The organism is Citrobacter sp. CtB7.12, from assembly GCF_001297795.1.
Classification (GTDB): Bacteria; Pseudomonadota; Gammaproteobacteria; order Enterobacterales; family Enterobacteriaceae; genus Citrobacter_A; species Citrobacter_A amalonaticus.
The window spans coordinates 1-19,401 of sequence record NZ_LIFT01000026.1; the positions used below are offsets into that span (position 1 = coordinate 1).

Annotated in this window: 12 protein-coding genes, 1 tRNA gene and 2 pseudogenes; 2 read left to right on the forward strand and 13 right to left on the reverse strand. The window is 51.3% G+C overall.

Features of this window, described 5'->3' with window-relative positions; translation table 11 throughout:
• The 4 genes and pseudogenes from AOY24_RS21485 to AOY24_RS21500 all read right to left on the reverse strand — a co-directional run.
• Positions 1–1,804 (reverse strand): autotransporter outer membrane beta-barrel domain-containing protein (locus AOY24_RS21485; RefSeq protein WP_161804595.1); only part of this gene is annotated, 1,804 nt, incomplete at its 3' end.
• A gap of 598 nt (positions 1,805–2,402) precedes the next feature.
• A complete protein-coding gene (locus AOY24_RS21490) occupies positions 2,403–3,947 on the reverse strand; it encodes a peptide MFS transporter (RefSeq protein WP_043001668.1) in 1,545 nt (514 codons plus the stop codon).
• A gap of 523 nt (positions 3,948–4,470) precedes the next feature.
• Positions 4,471–5,304, reverse strand: a pseudogene (locus AOY24_RS21495) (class I SAM-dependent methyltransferase); the annotation flags it as partial.
• A 106-nt stretch (positions 5,305–5,410) separates the two neighbouring features.
• A complete protein-coding gene (locus AOY24_RS21500) occupies positions 5,411–6,100 on the reverse strand; it encodes a Crp/Fnr family transcriptional regulator (RefSeq protein ID WP_054177338.1) in 690 nt (229 codons plus the stop codon).
• 332 nt (positions 6,101–6,432) lie between these two features.
• Between AOY24_RS21500 and AOY24_RS21505 the strand changes: the two genes are divergently transcribed.
• A complete protein-coding gene (locus AOY24_RS21505; protein WP_043002012.1) occupies positions 6,433–6,747 on the forward strand; it encodes a PTS sugar transporter subunit IIB in 315 nt (104 codons plus the stop codon).
• Between the two features lie 95 nt (positions 6,748–6,842).
• Here the strand turns inward: AOY24_RS21505 and AOY24_RS21510 are convergent, their stop codons facing one another.
• The 6 genes and pseudogenes from AOY24_RS21510 to proB all read right to left on the reverse strand — a co-directional run bounded on the left by AOY24_RS21510 (position 6,843) and on the right by proB (position 15,718).
• Positions 6,843–7,739 carry a PHP domain-containing protein gene (locus AOY24_RS21510; protein WP_228530473.1) on the reverse strand — a complete coding sequence of 299 codons (897 nt, stop codon included), beginning with the start codon at positions 7,737–7,739 and terminating at the stop codon, positions 6,843–6,845.
• Positions 7,740–8,103: 364 nt separating this feature from the next.
• The gene (locus tag AOY24_RS21515) at positions 8,104–12,189 is read right to left on the reverse strand and encodes a S6 family peptidase (protein WP_054177339.1); all 4,086 of its coding nucleotides are present in this window, start codon (positions 12,187–12,189) and stop codon (positions 8,104–8,106) included.
• Between the two features lie 418 nt (positions 12,190–12,607).
• A pseudogene (locus tag AOY24_RS24295) lies at positions 12,608–12,960 on the reverse strand (IS3 family transposase); the annotation flags it as partial.
• Between the two features lie 199 nt (positions 12,961–13,159).
• A tRNA-Thr gene (locus tag AOY24_RS21520) sits at positions 13,160–13,235 on the reverse strand.
• A gap of 114 nt (positions 13,236–13,349) precedes the next feature.
• Positions 13,350–14,603 carry a glutamate-5-semialdehyde dehydrogenase gene (gene proA / locus AOY24_RS21525; protein WP_054177340.1) on the reverse strand — a complete coding sequence of 418 codons (1,254 nt, stop codon included), beginning with the start codon at positions 14,601–14,603 and terminating at the stop codon, positions 13,350–13,352.
• A gap of 11 nt (positions 14,604–14,614) precedes the next feature.
• Positions 14,615–15,718, reverse strand: coding sequence for a glutamate 5-kinase (gene proB, locus AOY24_RS21530; protein ID WP_042997817.1), 1,104 nt, complete (start codon positions 15,716–15,718; stop codon positions 14,615–14,617).
• 287 nt (positions 15,719–16,005) lie between these two features.
• On the opposite strand from proB, the gene phoE reads away from it, so the two are divergent.
• On the forward strand, positions 16,006–17,058 hold the full coding sequence (phoE, locus tag AOY24_RS21535) for a phosphoporin PhoE (protein ID WP_042997818.1): 1,053 nt from the start codon (positions 16,006–16,008) through the stop codon (positions 17,056–17,058).
• Between the two features lie 79 nt (positions 17,059–17,137).
• Here the strand turns inward: phoE and crl are convergent, their stop codons facing one another.
• The 3 genes from crl to gpt form a co-directional block, all read right to left on the reverse strand.
• Positions 17,138–17,539, reverse strand: a complete 402-nt coding sequence (gene crl, locus AOY24_RS21540) for a sigma factor-binding protein Crl (protein ID WP_042997819.1) — start codon at positions 17,537–17,539, stop codon at positions 17,138–17,140.
• A gap of 57 nt (positions 17,540–17,596) precedes the next feature.
• Positions 17,597–18,841 (reverse strand): esterase FrsA, encoded by a 1,245-nt coding sequence (frsA, locus tag AOY24_RS21545; RefSeq protein WP_042997820.1) that lies wholly within the window; start codon positions 18,839–18,841, stop codon positions 17,597–17,599.
• A gap of 99 nt (positions 18,842–18,940) precedes the next feature.
• A complete protein-coding gene (gene gpt, locus AOY24_RS21550) occupies positions 18,941–19,399 on the reverse strand; it encodes a xanthine phosphoribosyltransferase (protein WP_042997821.1) in 459 nt (152 codons plus the stop codon).
• Positions 19,400–19,401 lie beyond the last annotated feature (2 nt).

A 19,401-nucleotide genomic window follows, 5' to 3' on the forward strand; every position in this document is an offset into this window, starting at 1 on the left:
TAAACACACCGTCAGAATTGCCGCCAACGCTAATCAGTTCGATGCCCGACGTCGTCAGACCGCCCGCGCCCCCGGCGTTCAGTACTTTAACGTTCGTGCTGCCGGAGGTGTTGCCCGCAACGATCATCCGGTCAGTCGGTGAGCTGTCATCGCCCAGTTGGGTGTTCATCACGAGATTACCGTTAGTGCCTGTGTAATCACCGTCCACTGTCAGGGTTTTGAAGCTCGCGGTATCACGCGTCAGCATACGACGCTTTGTGGCGGCTGGCATAAAGGTCAGCGTGGAGTCATTCAGCGTCAGGTTGGTGAGCTGAGAACTTTTGGTCATGTTCCAGGCCGAGCCGTCGGCCAGCGACAGGTTATTCACTGCATTGCCGCGGGTGACCATCCCGCCGACGAAACGCGACTGGTTAATCGCATTCACATCAACCACGGCGGAATCCAGGGCTTCAATCGTCCCGACAACGTCGATTTTCTGCGGGTTAATCGTCACGCGGGAGTCGGCGTTTTCCGCCAGAATGGCAGTGGCATCCGGGTCGTTGTAGTTAACCCCCATCTGTACCCCACCGTTCAGCGTGATTTCGCCGCCCTTGTCCGCACGGACGTAGTTCCAGCTCCCGCTGCGGGTGGTATCGACAACATCAATGTTCAGACGACCATTAATGTCGATTTTACCCGCCGTGAGCGCATCTTCTTTACTGGCCCGAATGCCGGTACCGGTTGTTTGCTGATGCCCCTGAGTATCCAGCGTGATATTCAGGTCGTTACTGGTAAACTGCGAAGCGCCCACGGACTCGACACCACTGAGAACCGTACTCTCCGCGCCTGACTTCAGCAGCAGGCTCGTCTTTCCTGCCATGGTCACATGTGCATCCAGATCAACGCCGGTGAGACCATCTGAAACCCAGATCCCGGAAATCACGCCATTCGCATCGTTCACGGTGACATCAATAGCGGTGTCGCCCAACGCTTCAACGTCAGCCCCGTTAGAACTGATACCGTCCGCATACTGATCGGCGACGGATGTAATCGTGGCATTTTTATAACGAATCAGTGAACGGTCGGCATCCACACTGGATTCCGAATCGAGGCCGACGGCGTAGAATGTCCCCTTACTATTGACGATCAAATTTTCAGCGTTGATTTTCGATCCCGACTTTGCATAGATCGCGAAATTCTTCCCATTCGCCCCGGTCACCGCAGAATTAACCGTGGTGGTGCCGGTTAAGGTAAAGACGCCATTGTGTTTATTGCCCAGAATGCCCGCAATATCTTTGCCATCACGCTTTTGACTCATATTTATCGTCAAATTATCGGCAACGATCGAGCCTTTTTGCGCGAGATAGGCTGCACTGTTACCACCAACCTGAACGATACCCACCGCATACATGAACTGATAATCATTATCCAGCGGAATATCTGGTCGCCCCTCGACGGTGCCTGGAATGACATCGCCGATGATATGATTCACGGTAGTCCCTGAACCTAAATTAATGGTTCCGCTGTTGGCAACAATCACTGTCCCGTTGGAAATTAAAAAGTCACCGTTTTCAAATTCGCCCCCACCCGAGACCGTGGGCGTTCCGCCTGGGTTGGTAATGGTTACACCACCATTATTCGCCACGGAGATCGTATTGTTTTCCCCTGCGGTGCTAATGATTTTATATTCCTGATCTTTAGCGATGATCCCGCTTCCGCTAATAATACCATCTACATCATGAATGGCAGCACAGACATTATTTGCCATTAACAGACTACTGATTAACAACGCCATGGTTGTTAATTTAAATTCTTTTCTCTTCATATCAATTCCACTGTATCGAAATAACAGCACGTTATACATCGCATGATTAAATGCAGTGTATTTGTGAATGCGTTAAGTAAAAGTCACGGCAATGTAACGTATGTTCTTCCGACCCAAACGCCCTGAGTCTCATTGCGGTATTTAGGCAATATTTTCCAGATATCAGGCGTGAGAACAAATGAAATGATCTTAGCCATGATGACAATTCAATCATCTTAAGAACAAAACAACAAAAGAATATAATTCCTTAAATGACATTATATACAGCATATTATTTCATTAAATGCAGTTCAGAAATGAGGTGTTTAAGAATAATTAATCTCCACTTAAGATCTTTCCTCATTAATCAGACATAAAGGATCATGTGAAACCTCATTTTGTGAGGAAGAGTGACGGTATTTCGCCGATCATCTCCGGCAACATAGCGACAACAGGCCGACGTTTTTTCAGCCTGAAGCATGTTCTGGTGGGAATAGCATTAACGATTATGAGACGGGCGTTTGTTCGTCAGAATCAAGATTTTACCTGGCAAGAAAAAATAAAACCGGCGCATCAGGCACCGGTTTTATCTGCGAGTGTTAATTATCGGTCAGGCATTTTACGCCGGTTTTTGCTCCGTTTTCGTTTGCGCGTTTTCCAGCATCCGACGCACCGGAACAATCAGCACAATCAGTACTGCCGCACAAATCAGCAATGCAATGGAGCAGCGGGCGAAGAGATCAGGCAGCATGTCCAGTTGGTCAGCCTTAACGTGCCCACCAATCAGACCCGCCGCCAGGTTACCTAAAGCGCTGGCGCAGAACCACAGGCCCATCATCTGACCCCGCATTCTTTCGGGCGCTAACAGCGTCATGGTCGCCAGACCAATCGGGCTCAGACACAGCTCACCCAGCGTCAGCATCAGGATGCTGCCCACCAGCCAGAACGGCGATACGCCTGCTCCACCGTTGCTCAGGACATTCTGCGCCGCCATCATCATCAGGCCAAAGCCCGCTGCCGCGCACAGAATACCGATAACAAACTTGGTGATACTGCTCGGGCGCACATTTCGGCGCGCCAGTGCCGGCCAGGCCCAGCTAAAGACCGGAGCCAGCAGGATGATAAACAGGGCGTTGATCGACTGGAACCAGACGGCTGGAATTTCGAAATCACCGATCATGCGGTTGGTGTAGTCGTTCGCGAACAGGTTGAACGAGGTTGGTTTCTGCTCAAACGCCGACCAGAAAAAGGCCGCAGAAACCAGTAAAATAAAGCAGACCAACAGTCTGGCGCGCTCTTTGCGGGTCAACCCGGCAAACACGAACAGATAGATAAAGTAGAGCGCCACAGACGCGGCAATAACGTAGACCAGCATGCTGGCAACGGCGACCGGATTAATGACAATCACGCCCTGGGCAATCAGCGTCACAATGATAGCAACACCAACGGCCAGCGCCAGCAACCAGCGTCCCACGCCGTTTCTCTTCACCACCGGGCTGTTCCAGGTCGAATCAAGCCCCACTTCGCGGTCATAGCGTTTCATGGAAGGAACGGCAAACACGCGGAAGATAATCAGCGCGACCAGCATCCCGATCCCACCGATACCAAAGCCCCAGTGCCAGCCGTGAGATTTGATTAACCAGCCAGAGATCAACGGGGCAATGAATGACCCCATGTTAATCCCCATGTAGAACAACGAAAAACCGCCATCGCGGCGGGCATCGCCTTTCTTATAGAGGGTTCCCACCATAACCGAGATACAGGTTTTGAACAGACCCGACCCCAGCACGATAAACATCAAACCGATGAAAAACAGGTTGTCGCCCATCCAGGCCGACAGGGCAATCGACAGATGGCCGAGCGCGATCAGGATCGAGCCGTACCACACCGCGCGTTGCTGCCCGAGCCAGTTATCCGCGAGCCAGCCGCCCGGCAGCGCTGCCAGGTACATACTGCCGGCAAAAATACCGACGATAGCAGACGCATTTTCCCGCGCCAGTCCCATGCCACCGTCGTAGACGGTCGCGGCCATGAACAGAATCAGTAACGGACGAATGCCATAAAACGAAAACCGTTCCCACATCTCCGTGAAGAACAGTGACCCCAGCGGATAGGGATGGCCGAAGAACGTTCGGCTTTCGTTTTTATTAACAGAGGAATGCATAATTTCTCCCGAAATGGTGTGTTGTCTTGCTTGTAGCCGCTGAATTACCCGCCGACCATTCATCTATCTGGTCGATCATTCACATCCAGCGAAATATTATTTAACCATTTGATAACCATAAGACAGTTTTGTCTAGTGCCAACATCGGGACTTTAAGATGAAAACTCGATAGATGTCTAGTTTTGTAGATTTTCTGTTTGATAAACAAGGATAATGATTGACTTTAAAGGCTTGCAAATAATTGCCTATCAATTTTTTAATAAACAAGGTGTTATCTACAAGCATTGTCCCGGGAAGCGCGAAGGATCGAGCTGTATCTTCCAGGGCATTTTTTTACTGAGATACTTGCACGGGAGGTTGAATCGCTTCGCCGTCGCCCGAATGACATGGCTGAATCCTGAGGATGAATCATGCCCTTGCCAGGTAAGGTTCTCCGTTATAGCGAAAAAGCCCGACAGCGTAAGCCATCGGGCATCGGTTTTCTCTGGTTGCAGCACAGAGCAATTGTCGTTTATACCGTCTCTCGACGTCCCATCAGGGCGTAGAGCTTGCCGGCAAAGGTTTCACTGACCGGCCACTCTTCAGCGGCAATACGGGTCGTCGTGTGAAAACCGCACTGCGCCAGCAACTGCAAATACTCGTCATCCCGCCAGGCCCGCGTCTGGCTGCTAAAATGCACAACGCTGGCGTCAGCCTTGAGCGCCCAGAACGTCGTGGTGCTGGTTTGCGTTTCTTCATTCCAGCGATTTTCGCTCAATAACAGATGCGGTTCGGCGAGAAACAACCCCTCTGGACACCGCTGCCAAGACGCGGGAGCCATCCCCTGTCTTTTGACCTCGTCAAACGTATGCACTTCAATCAGCAACTTGCCCCCCGGCTTCAGCCAGGCTGCACTACGCGCCACCAGCCGTTGCGCATCCTCAAAACTGAAGACATTGATTTCACCGAAGGTCATCATAACGAAATCAAACGTGCCATCAGGCTGGTAGTCGCGGACGTCCTGTTCCTGATAATCAATATCCAGCGCTGCGCTCTGCGCCTGTTCTCGCGCCCACTGCACAGAGGCCGGAGAAAAATCGACGCCAGTGCAATCAAATCCGCGCTGCGCGAGACGTTGAGTGTAAAATCCGGGGCCGCATCCCAAATCAAGTATTGTTGCGCCCACGGGAAGCTGGCGGGCGATCCAGTCGACCTGTTGTTCAATGACCGAGAGTTTACGACTGGCCCAGTCGTGTTCCTGCGACAAATGGTTTTCCAGCATCCTGCGGCTGAAATCCGGATCATTCCACGGGATCTTTCCGCCCGTTTCACGATCGTTGTATTGTCCACTCAGAAGTGTCAGTTCAAGAAGATTCATCCGTTGATCTCATCGTAATGTACCTGGTGGCTGAAATATCGCTCCAGCCTGCCTTCACAACGGGCGCATTATCTCATGCTTCCGGGATTATTTACCCCACTCCAACTCACACCAATTCAGATTTGTCAGCAGGAAAATCTGATAAGCGAACAGGATTAATCACCTTCAGGGTTTTATTTTTGTGTTGAATAATCCCTTGCTGCGCAAGTTTTATCAGCGCCCGATTGAGTTGCCTGACAGAAACACCCAACATGGCCGCGAGTGACTCTCTTTTCTCCAGTTGAATTGTGGCGCCTTCGTTTTGCGTTTTAATAAGTAAGAATTTACGCAATTTAGATTCCACCGAAATCGCGCCACTGGAATGGATCAGTGAATTATGCAGTAGTTTATGACTTAAATTCTGGCACATAAAAAGAAGAAAGGCGGGATCGTTCATCGCGTGTTCTTTTACGGCCTCGACCGGTAGGGTCAGTAACCATGAGTCCGTTAATGCCTGAACGGAACCGACAGCCTTACTTTTCTTAATGGAGAAAAGTTCCATTTCGCCAACCACCGAAAAAGGCGTTTCAAAAGAATAAACCGCGTGCGTCCCGTTTGGATTATGGCGCTCGACCTGCAGTTTACCGTCAACCAGGAAATAGAGATGCGTCAAATAGGTGTTTTGCGTCATCAGATACTCACCGGCATCAATTTTGATCAGACGCAGTGTCGCTAACAGGGAGGGGTTAATTATCGCCGATAACCTGTTCGTTAAAATAAACCGCTCTTTTAAGGCACTGTCATTGATATTTTTCATCTTCCCCTCGACGCAATCCCATTTTCCCTTTATGGGATAGCACAATAAAGTGAGCGCGGCGATAACAAAAAGGACATCTGTCCCTTTTACTATCGCCAACTCCCTGTGTTGTCACATTGATGCGAATTGACTGCTGTGCGTACCACACCTTTTCATGACGTGTTCAGGAACTCAGTTCCACTTAAGTGTCATCAACCTGTCTTCACGGCAGGAGGCACCAGAGGTCTGCGCTACCGACGCTGGAATATATTTGTTATGCAAATAAGATGTGGCGCTCATTTTTTGAACACAGCCAGCCCTATTCTGTGAACCGTTTTCAGGAGGTCAAAAACATGAAAAAGCTTCTGATAGGTTGTTTGTTCGGGAATACGGCAAATTCTCTTGCCAAAAAGATGCAGGTACTGGCTGAAAGCCGCGGCTATCCTCTCATGATAAGCGCGGTGGGGCTGGATAATTTCGAAAGCGTGGCGCCCGCTTTCGACGGTTTTCTCATAGCGCCGCATATTCAGTACAAGCTCAATGAAATTTATGACATTGTCGGAAATGCACGCCCTGTCGCCATTATTGAAAGCCTGCCCTACGCGTCGCTGGATGCGGAGAAAGTGTTAAACTTTGTGAAGGAGAAAATGCCTGAGCTGGCAGCCTGACGCCGCAACGTATTTGCCGCTTCCGCTCATGAATAAGAATAACAGGGGCAATCTCAAAAAATTAGACCCGGTGCATTACGCCGGGTTTGTCTATGTTAATAAAGCGTCACCCTTTCAAGAATTTCCAGCGTCTTCGGCAGTGCGGCCGCCCAGGGCTGGCTGCTGCCCATCTTGATGTTGGGCTTGTTTTTACCATGGAAATCGCTGCCGCTGGTCGCCAACAACGCTTTATCCAGCGTGAACTGATAAAGTTCGCGACGAAGTGCTTCATCATGATAGCTGGAAAAAACCTCCACGCCCTGTACGCCGAGCGGCAACATTTGCTCAATCGCCGACAACGGCTTTTCCTTTACGTTGGCGCCGATATGCGCAATCACCGGAATACCGCCGTTATCAATAATCATCGACGCCATCTCTGCCATGGGCGGCAGTTCAACCTTCACATGACAGGGTTTGTCGCGGCCAAAAAAATCCCAGAAGAAGTTAATCAACGGCATGTCGCTGCGAGAGTTTCCTGCCCGGTACGGCAGCAACAGTTCATGATTCGCATTGCGCGCATCCTCTAAAATTAACTCCGCCATCTGCTCTTCCTGCGGAACGCGATCGCCCGCCAGGGCATACAGGCGATCGACGTCAAGCTGGAACCCGAGCGCCCGAAGTTTCGCCAGTTTCAGCGGGGTCGCGACGCTTTCCAGATGGTGGAAATTCTGCTCGACGACGTCAAAATCCCGACAATCACGACGAAAACCGTAGCCCAGCAGATGATAGTTATTACCCGCAAACGAGCAGTCAATTTCAATGCCCGTCATCACTCTCACAGCGTTTTCATTGCCATAGTGAATAGCTTCCTCAACGGACCGCGCCGAGTTGTGATCGGTTATCGCCAGCACCGCCAGGTTCGCCGCTTTCGCCATAGTCAACAGATCGCTGACAGGGAAATCCGCATCGTCGCTGTATACCGAATGCATGTGCAAATCGATACGCTTCATCATCTTCTCCTTAAGCTGATATTCAGGTACTGCAGGCACTATATGACCAGGCAGGGGATTAATACAGCGCCGCGCGCGCGAAAATTCTGAGTTTGAAAATCAGTAGAAATATCGGTGCGGGTTAATCCGTTTCTCATAAGGAGAACCCGAGGGGAGCATTACGTTCGTCCCCTCATTGTGAAAACGATTAATTTTCCGAATAAAGGAAATAATCAAAATCGGCATTAATGCGCTCGCCGGTGAAATCCTGACAACAACAGATGAAAAATCAACAAAGGGATATCTCTATGATCGATAATCTGGAGACCTCATCGAAGACTTCCGACTTTAGTGGAGAGTGTCTCATGACACTCTCCACTAATATCTGTCAGAACATATAACGGAAATTCGCGTTTATTGCGTTGTCCACGTTGTATTTACCAAAGGCGGATTTCTCAAACTCCAGCCCGAAGCGCATGTTGTCCTTTATCTGCGCATTCATGCCGACATTGAACAACATCCGGCTGTCCTTCTCCCCTTTAATCCGTTTCTCTCCGGACGCATCACGAAGTACGGTCTCGCCGTTATTCAGCAGGTCGAACTGCCAGCTGGTGCCGGCCCGGGCCGTCACGCTCCAGTCCTTACCGCTGAAGGTTTTGCCCAGCTCCACACCTGTCCGGCCGACCAGGGGACTGAAGTCCTTGTTCTTCATGCTCAGGTCCATATTTCCCTCTTTCCAGCGGAACGTTTTGCCGGACACCGCGCCATAAACCAGTTCGGCCTGCGGCTCAATAAAGGTGTCCTCCGTCAGGTGATAACGGTAACCCGTTTCTGCACCGGCATACCAGGAGTGCGTACCGTAATGCTTCGTCCCCAGACCGGCAAAGTTGCCTGTGTAATCATTGTCATGGTGAATATATTTACCAATCAAATCGATATAGGCACCGGAATTAAACAGCGCTGAAGCATACAGACCGCCGCCCACGGATTTTGTCTTCCCGCTGAACGCATCACTGTCTGCGCTGCTGTCGGTATAGGTCATCGTGACACCAGTGAACAGGTCCACACCGTCCAGCGTATGTTTTTTGTCAAAACCGACCTGAACGTGGGTGTAGTTATCACTGTACCCGCCGTCTGCTGAACCAGCGCCGTTCATGATACGGGCCCAGGCTCCAGCATCACCTTTCGTGTCACGCAGTTCCCCCATACGTTTATTCAGATTGTTCACTTCCGTCATGAAGTTTTTGTAGCCGGCATTCATGAAACTGTCCGCCTTCGCCGCAGCGGCTTTGTCAGCCTCTGCTCTGAAACCATCCAGAATCCACTTCGTACTGCCGCCGGTGGTGTCGACATGCAGCGTCGGTGTCACCCGGCTGAACCCCGTGACCCGGGTACCGGCCTTAAAGACATCCCCTGCCGTGCCGGCCGGGGCGCTGACCAGCGGGATGTTCAGGGACTGCCCCGGAGCCGGGTTCTTCATAAAGCTGACATTCAGGGTGTTGTCTGAACCGCTGGCTTTCCCCGTCACGCTGATTTTATCGGCGTTTTTCAGGTCAGTACGCAGGACAAAGTCACTGCCCGTGGCATCAAGCGAGTTTACCGTCAGGATGCGGAAGGCGCCCTTTTCTTCAGACTGTACCCGGCTGTTACGGGCCGTCAGGTTGTTGACGGTGGAATCTCCGGTCAGCTGCCACAGACCACTGTTCATGCTGACGTTTCCCTTACCGCCGGTGATGGCACCGTAGTATGCCGCGTTATATCCACCAAACATTCCTTCAGCCAGTGCGGACGAAACGGAGGAAGACAGCGTCCCGGGCACATCCGTTCCAATACGGACAGCGGACGGGCTGGTTGCATGAATGTCCCCGGAAACATGTGCCCAGTTGCGGATGTCCAGAGTGGCATTGTTGCCGGTCAAATCGTATCCTTCTGTCATAGACAACATCGGCGTGAACTGACCGTCTGAGCCGGTAACCGGCGTTCCGCTCAGGGAAAGCGTACCATTCTTCCCAATCTGAACCCGGCCGTCACTGTAGAGCCCTTTCTGTGCTTTCAGATGACCGCCGTCACGAACAAAGAGAGCAGAGTTCACGAAGATACCGCTGTCCTGCAGCACGGCCTCAGATGAGGTGACGTTTACCTGACTGTCATGAGCCTCAATCCCGCCGGTGAAGCGGTTGTTAATGTCCAGCGTGGAGCCTTTCTGCAGCGTGATATTGCCCTGATACTGGCTTTCCACCGGAGAAGATGTACCTTCCTCCGGATTGACGTAATTACCGGTACTGTCATTTTTATCAATAATGACCTTATTACTTCCCAGCGTGATATGGCTGTTGTCCGACTGTATGTCACCGTTCAGGACAGCATTACGTGAAAGATGGAAGTCAGCATTCTTCAGCGACAGCGTTTTCAGTGTGAACTGACGGTTCTCCCAGTCTTTCTGGGTCAGGGAGACGGGGGCACTGCCGTTGACTGAAGCATGGATAACCGGATGCCCCTGGAAAATCAGACTCCCCCCCTCTTTACTCAGGTTTCCGCCAGGCAGATTTACGGAACCATCCATCACCACCTTACGTTCACCCGGCAATTGCGGGATAGTAACATCCATATTCCCGGTCAACTGGCCATGATAGATAACGGGCTGTTTTGCCCGTTCAGCCAGGACCCGGTCTTTTACTGTCTGAATGGCTTTGTTTTTATCAGTACCGACAAATTCCCATTGTTTCGGGTCATTCAGGCTGTTCCCCCACAGGGTATTATCATAGGTGGCGGATTTAAGAATGTAATAATGGTTCTGGTTGTTGAGCGTTATGCTGTACAGGTTTCCCAGTGTTCCTGAACCACCAAAGGGGGATATCTTCCCAACAGGAACACTGACATCAGCATTCTGGGGGGCAGACATATTAAGCAGAAGCCGGGATTTTTGCTGTGCGTTATTTGTAATCACTGCCCCATAATCTGCTGCCTGCAGTCGGTTGAAGGTAATGGTATTACCGTTAAGGTCAAGTTTGCCTCCCCGGTATCCCCATGAAATGTTATCCGGATTGACCTGACTGGCATCCCCGAGCACCACTGTCGAGCGTCCGCTGGCGAGATTCACAGAGCTGAAGGCCTGAACATTGCCCGCCGCATCTGCCTGCTGGTTTAGCACAACGGTACCGTCACCCGTTTTAAGTCCCCCCGGGTTTACTCCAGTCCCATTTACCGTCAGGGTACCTTCCCCCAGTTTATGAAGGTTATCGCCGGCAACGCCGCTGACCTTCCAGGTAACATTGGTCCCCTTGTCTGTAATAATACCGGCACCTGTCCATGTTTTTCCGGCGTCAGCGGATACTGTGTAACTGTCTTTAAATTCCAGATAGCCGGCCCCCTGAGTCACGCTGTCTTTCAGTACAATGGCGCCGTTCTTCCCGCTGAACACCAGATTTTTGCCTGCATTGAGGTCTTTCCCTTTCTGTCCATGCATAACCCAGTTTTTACTGCCCTGGCTCAGGGTACCTGTGCCGGATGTTTTGTCATATGTCCAGTTCAGTGGTCCCTGCCCGGAAATCAGATTCACGGGAGAATCGAAATCGTCCTGCATAACCTGACTCAGGAAATCAGTCCGAATGACATTCCAGTTCGCAATTTTTTCATTCCCTCCTGTCAATACTCCAACAAGTACCCAGCTTTTTTGCAAAGCATCATACGCAAATAATGGAGAACCACTGTCCCCTGGTCGACCATGGTTTCCTAATGGCCCCTGACTGGAATCAAATATATTTCCACTGGATGCTGTTACTCTCCCCCCATTTCCTGATGAGCTCAGAGGACCAATTGTTCCACCAATTGTATAATTATAAGCTCCGGAAAGACTCTGACGTGTACCATCAGGAGCCTGAATATACTGGGTACCGCTACCTACACGATAAAATGCGGTATAGCGTTCAGTATCATTGTAAGTATTGTTCTTTGTCACCTCAGAAGGAATAGCTTCAGTGACCAGTTTATTCAGGCGCGGCGCATGGAAGTCAACAGAAGGATTATTATTACGTTCAACAATGGAATAGCTATTTTTACCGTTTCCGAATCCAACACTCTGATATCCCCCATTATGTTTCACGCTGACGATATACTGAGGCGATACAAGTGTGGCAAATCCACTCGTACTGACGCTACTGAAATCTGCCATCGGGGCTTTATCCAGTCGCCCCACCAGTTTTCCCTCTTTGTCATATACAGGAACGTCTGTGGCTCCGGGCATAAAAAGCCCTTTATTTTCAGCAAAATCCCGATAAATCTGATAGGCGATATCTGAACGAACAATACCAGCCTGTGACATCATCGGAAAAGATAAACAAGTCACAGAGACGCTAATAAGTGATATTTGCTTTAATTTCCGGCTTGTTCGTTTAACCACCCGGCTGGCCAGCTCAGATACAGCAATGAGCCCTTGCGTAACAGGGCAATATTTAAGTGAATATATTTTGTTCACAGCAAACTCTCCACGACCCTCATAGATAACATCAACAATTAAACTAATTTATATTCAGCTAATAAAAAAGGATATGTTAAACATGACAAAAGAAAATAAAGTGTAATTATTTTAAATTAACACCTTCGCCAATCAATAAAGTCCCGACACTTCACTTTTTGAAAACATCATTTTCCTGATCTGGTGTTAACTTTTATATCATAAAATTATGCATATTCATGTCGATTTATCAAAAAAATCATTTAATTATCATTTTGTGATATTTTACTGCCACCCAAAAAAATCATAAACATCAAATATTAGCATCAATAGAATTACACCAATCAACAAATCAGTTTTTCCTTATTGACCTTGCGTAAGAGGCTGCTTATATCGAAATTATTTTGATGCGTGAATCGCCACGGATAATCCAGACACTTCAGAGCCGTTGATAATATTGATTTTCACATTCTGCCGGTGGCATCCGATCGCCAGAACCATACCGACGTTTATTGTTATAAATATTTCGATGTAATCAAAAATATCACTGCGGGCTTCTTCACGCGTTCCGTAGAACTATTTCTTTATCCGTTCACGCTTCAATAGCGGGAAAAACTTTCTGCAACGGCGTTGTCGTGGCATTTACCACGACGACTCATACTACAACCCTTTAGTCCGTGTGATTTCGGAAACGACTGTCACTCATAGCTTGTGTATGACGACCTTGATCAGAATGAACCAGCACCTGTTTTGAGGATTACGTCGCCAGACGGCCATCAGAGGCGTATTTATCTCTGGATATAGCAACCCTGTCGCGTATGAAGCTTGATCGGGGGCATCTTCCTGGACCGAACACAGAATGCCCCCACTGATGCCCCCGGCTGTGACTAGATTCCGGTTGAGTCCCGTTGATAACAAGAGATAAGATCGGGCTATAAACCGCAGTAGATGGGCTTTAGTTGATTTCTGTAGGCCTGGGAAGCGTTTGAAATGGTGCCGATAATAGGAGTCGAACCTACGACCTTCGCATTACGAATGCGCTGCTCTACCAACTGAGCTATATCGGCCCTGAAGAGGACGTGACCACGAGTGTGAACACGGGGTAGAAGGTTAAAACTAACCGGGCGATGCGTCAATAGCCTTGCGAATCAAGTGGCTGATTTTGCATCACCCGGCGTTATTTAGGCACGAATCGTATCGTCACCAAAGCCGATCCACTTATAGGTAGTCAGCGCTTCCAGCCCCATAGGACCACGGGCATGTAATTTTTGCGTACTGACGGCAACTTCCGCACCGAGACCAAACTGTCCGCCATCGGTAAAACGGGTCGAGGCGTTGACGTATACCGCGGACGAATCCACTTCGTTCACAAAACGGTTCGCGTTGTGCATGGTGCGCGTCAGGATGGCGTCGGAATGCTGAGTGCCGTGCTCGCGAATATGCGCAATGGCGTCATCCAGGTCCGCGACGATTTTGACGTTCAAATCCAGCGACAGGAACTCGTCGTCAAATTCTTCCGCTTTCACTGCCACCACGTTTGCCGGGCCCGAGCTCAACAGGGCAAGCGACCGTTCATCCGCATGCAGCGTTACACCGCTCTCCGCCATCTGCTGACTCAGCGCAGGCAGAAAACGCGCCGCGATGTCCTGGTGCACTAACAGCGTCTCTACCGTGTTACAGGTACTCGGACGTTGCGTTTTCGCATTGACGATAATCTTCAGCGCCGGGGCAATCTCTGCGCTGTCGTCGACAACGATATGACACACCCCAATCCCACCGGTGATCACCGGAATGGTCGACTGCTCGCGGCACAGCTTATGCAGACCCGCGCCGCCACGCGGAATCAGCATGTCGATATATTTGTCCATGCGCAGCATCTCATTCACCAGCGCACGGTCGGGGCTTTCAATGGCCTGAACCGCCGCTTCCGGTAGCCCGCAGGAGGTTAACGCCTGCTGGATCACGCGCACGGTGGCAGCATTGGTGCGATACGTCTCTTTACCGCCGCGCAGAATCGCCGCATTGCCCGTTTTCAGGCACAGAGAGGCGACATCGACGGTGACGTTCGGGCGGGCTTCATAAATCACGCCAATCACGCCCAGCGGCACACGGCGACGCTCCAGACGCAGCCCGCTGTCCAGTAGCCCTCCGTCAATCACCTGCCCAACCGGATCCGCCAGATTGCAGACCTGACGGACATCATCAGCAATCGCTTTCAGGCGCGCCGGCGTCAGCGCCAGGCGATCAAGCATCGCCTCGCTCAGACCGTTCGTACGCGCTTCGGCCACGTCCTGCGCATTGGCGTTCAGGATAGTTTCCGTTTGCGCTTCAAGCGCATCAGCTATTTGTTCCAGCACGCGATTTTTTTCGCGGCTGGAGAGTTGCGCCAGTTTGTACGACGCGGCTTTGGCAGCAATGCCCATTTGTTCCAGCATTTATCTGCTCCTTAACGGGTAATCATATCATCGCGATGAACGGCGACCGGGCCATATTCGTAACCCAGAATCGCGTCAATCTGCTGAGAGTGGTGTCCGGCAATGCGGCGCAGCGCGTCGCTGTTGTAGCGGCTCACGCCGTGGGCAATATCACGCCCCTCCAGATTACAGATGCGGATCACTTCACCACGTGAGAAGTTGCCTGTCACGCTTTTAATGCCTTTCGGTAGCAATGAACTGCCGCGTTCCAGAATCGCCGCCATCGCGCCTTCATCGACGGTGATTTCACCAGCAGGCGGCGCGCCAAAGATCCAGCGCTTGCGGTTCTCCAGCGGAGAGGCCTGTGCATGGAAGCGGGTACCGACAGAGATGCCTTCCATCACATCACCAATCACGCCCGGCTTGCTGCCAGCGGCGATAATCGTGTCAATCCCGGCGCGGCAGGCGACGTCAGCGGCCTGCAACTTAGTGCCCATGCCGCCCGTTCCCAGCCCCGATACGCTGTCGCCGGCGATTGCGCGCAACGCGTCATCAATCCCGTAGACATCTTTAATCAGTTCGGCCTGCGGGTCGGTACGTGGATCGGCGGTGAACAGCCCCTGTTGATCGGTCAGCAGCAGTAGTTTGTCCGCCCCGGCGAGGATCGCCGCCAGCGCGGAGAGATTGTCATTGTCGCCCACTTTAATTTCCGCTGTGGCAACTGCATCGTTCTCATTGATCACCGGAACGATATTGTTATCCAGCAGGGCACGCAGAGTGTCGCGCGCATTCAAAAAGCGTTCCCGGTCTTCCATGTCCGCCCGCGTCAGCAGCATCTGCCCGACGTGAATGCCGTAAATCGAAAACAGCTGTTCCCACAGTTGGATCAGTCGGCTCTGCCCGACCGCCGCCAGCAGTTGCTTGGTGGCAATGGTCGCCGGCAGTTCCGGATATCCGAGATGTTCACGCCCGGCGGCGATAGCGCCCGACGTGACGATAACAATACGGTGTCCTGCGGCATGCAACTGCGCGCACTGACGAACAAGTTCTACGATGTGGGCACGGTTCAGGCGGCGCGATCCGCCCGTTAGCACACTGGTGCCGAGTTTTACCACCAGCGTCTGGCTGTCACTCATGATTCTCTGCCGTTCAAAATAGGGAAAATGATAGTAAACGAACGTTTTAGCAGGACTGGCCCCGGTTGCCAACAAGCAGCGCACAAAGCATGGAATTTTGTTGTGCTGGATCAGCAAGCGTAGCGGCAATTTTTGACGTTTTTATTACTGAAACAGAAAAACATCCTTTTTTAAAATTATTCTTACGTTGTCATAAAACCTTCACTCCAGAACGTTAAAACCCTCCTGTCTTTCAACGGGGATCACACCCAGTAAATAATAGCGCGTACGTTAAATCAGGACTGAAAATGAAAAAGAGCACTCTGGCATTAGTGGTGATGGGTATTGTGGCATCGGCATCCGTGCAGGCAGCGGAAGTGTTTAATAAAGACGGTAATAAACTGGATGTGTATGGCAAAGTCAAAGCGATGCACTATTTCAGCGACAATGACAGCAAAGACGGCGACCAGACCTATGTTCGCTTTGGTTTTAAAGGCGAAACGCAAATTAACGATCAACTGACCGGTTACGGTCGTTGGGAAGCGGAATTTGCGGGCAACAAAACCGAAAGCGAATCTGGTCAGAAAACGCGTCTGGCGTTTGCCGGGGTCAAGCTAAAAGATATCGGCTCTTTCGATTATGGTCGTAACCTGGGCGCACTGTATGACGTTGCCGCCTGGACCGATATGTTCCCGGAATTTGGTGGTGACGGCCTGGCGCAGACCGATAACTTTATGACCAAACGCGCCAGCGGTCTGGCGACATACCGGAACACTGACTTCTTCGGCGTGATCGACGGTCTGAACATGACCCTGCAATATCAGGGCAAAAACGAAGACCGTGACGTGAAGAAACAAAACGGTGACGGGTTCGGGACATCACTGAGCTACGACTTCGGCGGCAGCGATTTCGCGATCATTGGCGCCTATGCCAACTCTGACCGTACCAATGAGCAAAACCAGCAGGCGCGCGGTCATGGCCAGAATGCTGAAGGCTGGGCGACCGGTCTGAAATACGATGGCAACGACATCTATCTGGCGACCATCTATTCTGAAACCCGCAACATGGCGCCGATCTCCGGTGGTTTTGCCAACAAAGCGCAAAACTTCGAAGCCGTCGCACAATATCAGTTTGATTTCGGCCTGCGTCCGTCCATCGGTTACGTTCAGTCGAAAGGCAAAGATATTGAAGGTATTGGTGATGAAGATATCGTGAAATATATCGACGTCGGCGCGACCTATTATTTCAACAAGAATATGTCGGCGTTTGTTGATTATAAAATCAACCAGATTGATGACAACAACAAACTGGGCGTCAACAGCGATGACATCGTGGCGCTGGGTATGACCTATCAGTTCTGATGCCAGAATGGTCCGGATGAGTTGACTTATCCGGCTAAAAACAGAGAGGCCGGATGATTCATCCGGCCTCTTTTTTGGATTACGCCGTTAGCTTCACCGGCTCATCACGGAAATCGTCTGCGGGCTCCAGTGACAAATGCAGCGTGTTTAACAGCTCACGCAACTTCTCGTGAAACTCGCGCAGGGTATATTCCAGTCGCTCAACGACTTCTTTATCTTTGATCGCCACAGTCTTCCAGTCGCCCGCTTTGTCGAACAGACCAAATTTGTAGCTGTAGGTAAAACGCTTTTCGTGCGCTTCCAGTTCCATCCACCAGCCCCAGAATTCGCGCAGTTCAGGCGCGGGCTTCACGTTGACGCAAACAGCCAGACAATCGAAAAAGAATCGATTATCTTCGCACTTTCCTTCGCGGATATAAGGGCCAAGCGCGGTGAATTTCTTGATCAATCTGCTCTTCGGGTGTCCACTCGGTAACGTCATTGCGATCTCCTGTTGTGAAGCAACTGTTTTACCAAAACAGTAGAATTTAGCAAATTATTAACACAATCTCTTTTCAATCCAGCGGGTGATTTCCTGTAACGCGTTGTCAAAATTGCGATACACCGGATTGAAGGGAATCTCCAGCAGCTTACCGTCAGAAGATGAAGACGTGATTAAACGCGACTCCTCTTCCGGACTGAACGGATCGTTCTTCCAGAAGCCCGACAGCATTGGCGTCGGGCAGCGTCTGCCAAGCAGTCCCTGCACCTTCAGCGAATAGCGATTAAGCTCCACGCGCAACGCTTCATCGGACGCATCGTGCATCCCCAGTCGACTTGCCAGAACGTCAAGATACATTTCCGGTACCGCTCCCTGACGTAACGGATCGCTCAGCAACGCATGGACAACCGGACCGAGGCAGGCCACCGCTTTCAGGCGCGGTGATTCAAGATAGGCCAGACGCACCGCCACATTGGCACCAAAACGAAATCCGAACGCCGCCACCCGGGTATGATCCACCCACGGCACATTCGGCAGCGCTTTCAACACATGCTGGTGCAACAGGCTGGAGTCCTGAGAGAGCTTCCACTTTGACGAGAAACCGACGGAAGGCATGTCCAGCGTCAGCATGGCGATGCCGCGCGGCGCGAAATAGCGCTCATACAGGGTGTAGTAATCGGTTTGCATTGAATCCAGACCGCCGCACATCAGCACCGTCGGAAACGGGCCGTCGCCTTTTGGCATATGCAAGAACCCGGTGACGGGCGAGCCGCCAGGCACGCTAAATTCCATCTCACGCAGCGTACCCGGCAGTCGCTGCGCGGCTTCTTCATAGGCACGGTTAGATAAGGCCTGCGCCTGTTCCGCCAGATCGTCCCCTTTCAGGTGCGGATAGGCAGCGATGTTGTACAGCGTCGAGGCGTGTAGCCAGTAGCGACCACTGCGCTCAGGGTCCGTTTCCTGGCAGGCTTTCTGCTGCCAGTCCATCGCCTGTTTTGCCCATTCATAAATCCAGTTGCCGCCACGGTAACCGATCACCGTATCGTAAAGATCGGCATCGGTGCGCTCGGCGTCACTCATCACGATGCGCGCCTGAACATCCAGAATTTCTCGCGGATCCACCCCGCGCCAGATCCACATCAGGCGGTTAATCATGCGATACCAGTGGGGAATATTCTTGCCATCCAGCGCCGATTGCACAGGCGGCTGCGTCCCGGCATTAAAACGGCGGACCAGGGTCGACGTTTCGGGGTGTTTGAAACGGGGTTTGAACAGGATTTCGCTTAGATTAGCCTGTGACATGCGTACAGCCTCCTGAAGTACTCACTGAGGCTTATTGTAACCCGACACCGGCTAAATAGAACAACGCCCGGCTGTGCCAGGCGTTGAAAAAGTCAGAGATTAGCGGCCAGAAATCGGCGGAACGAAGGTCACGCCCATGTCCCACGGCTGCTCAATCCAGGTATCCTGCGGGATATCAATCACGTAATCATCGACTAACGGACGACCCGCCGGTTTCGCGAAGATAGTGACAAAGTGCGCTTTTGGGTACATTTCACGGATAGCCACGGCGGTACCACCGGTATCCACCAGATCGTCGATGACGATAAAGCCTTCACCATCGCCTTCAGCGCGTTTCAGAACTTTCAGTTCACGCTGGTTGTCGTGATCGTAGCTGGAAATGCATACGGTATCGACATGACGAATGCCCAGTTCACGTGCCAGCAATGCGCCCGGCACCAGACCACCACGACTAACGGCAATGATGCCTTTCCACTGTTCTGAAGGCATCAGGCGGTTTGCCAGTTTGCGTGCATGGATCTGCAGCATGTCCCAGGTGACGACGTATTTTTCGCTCATGT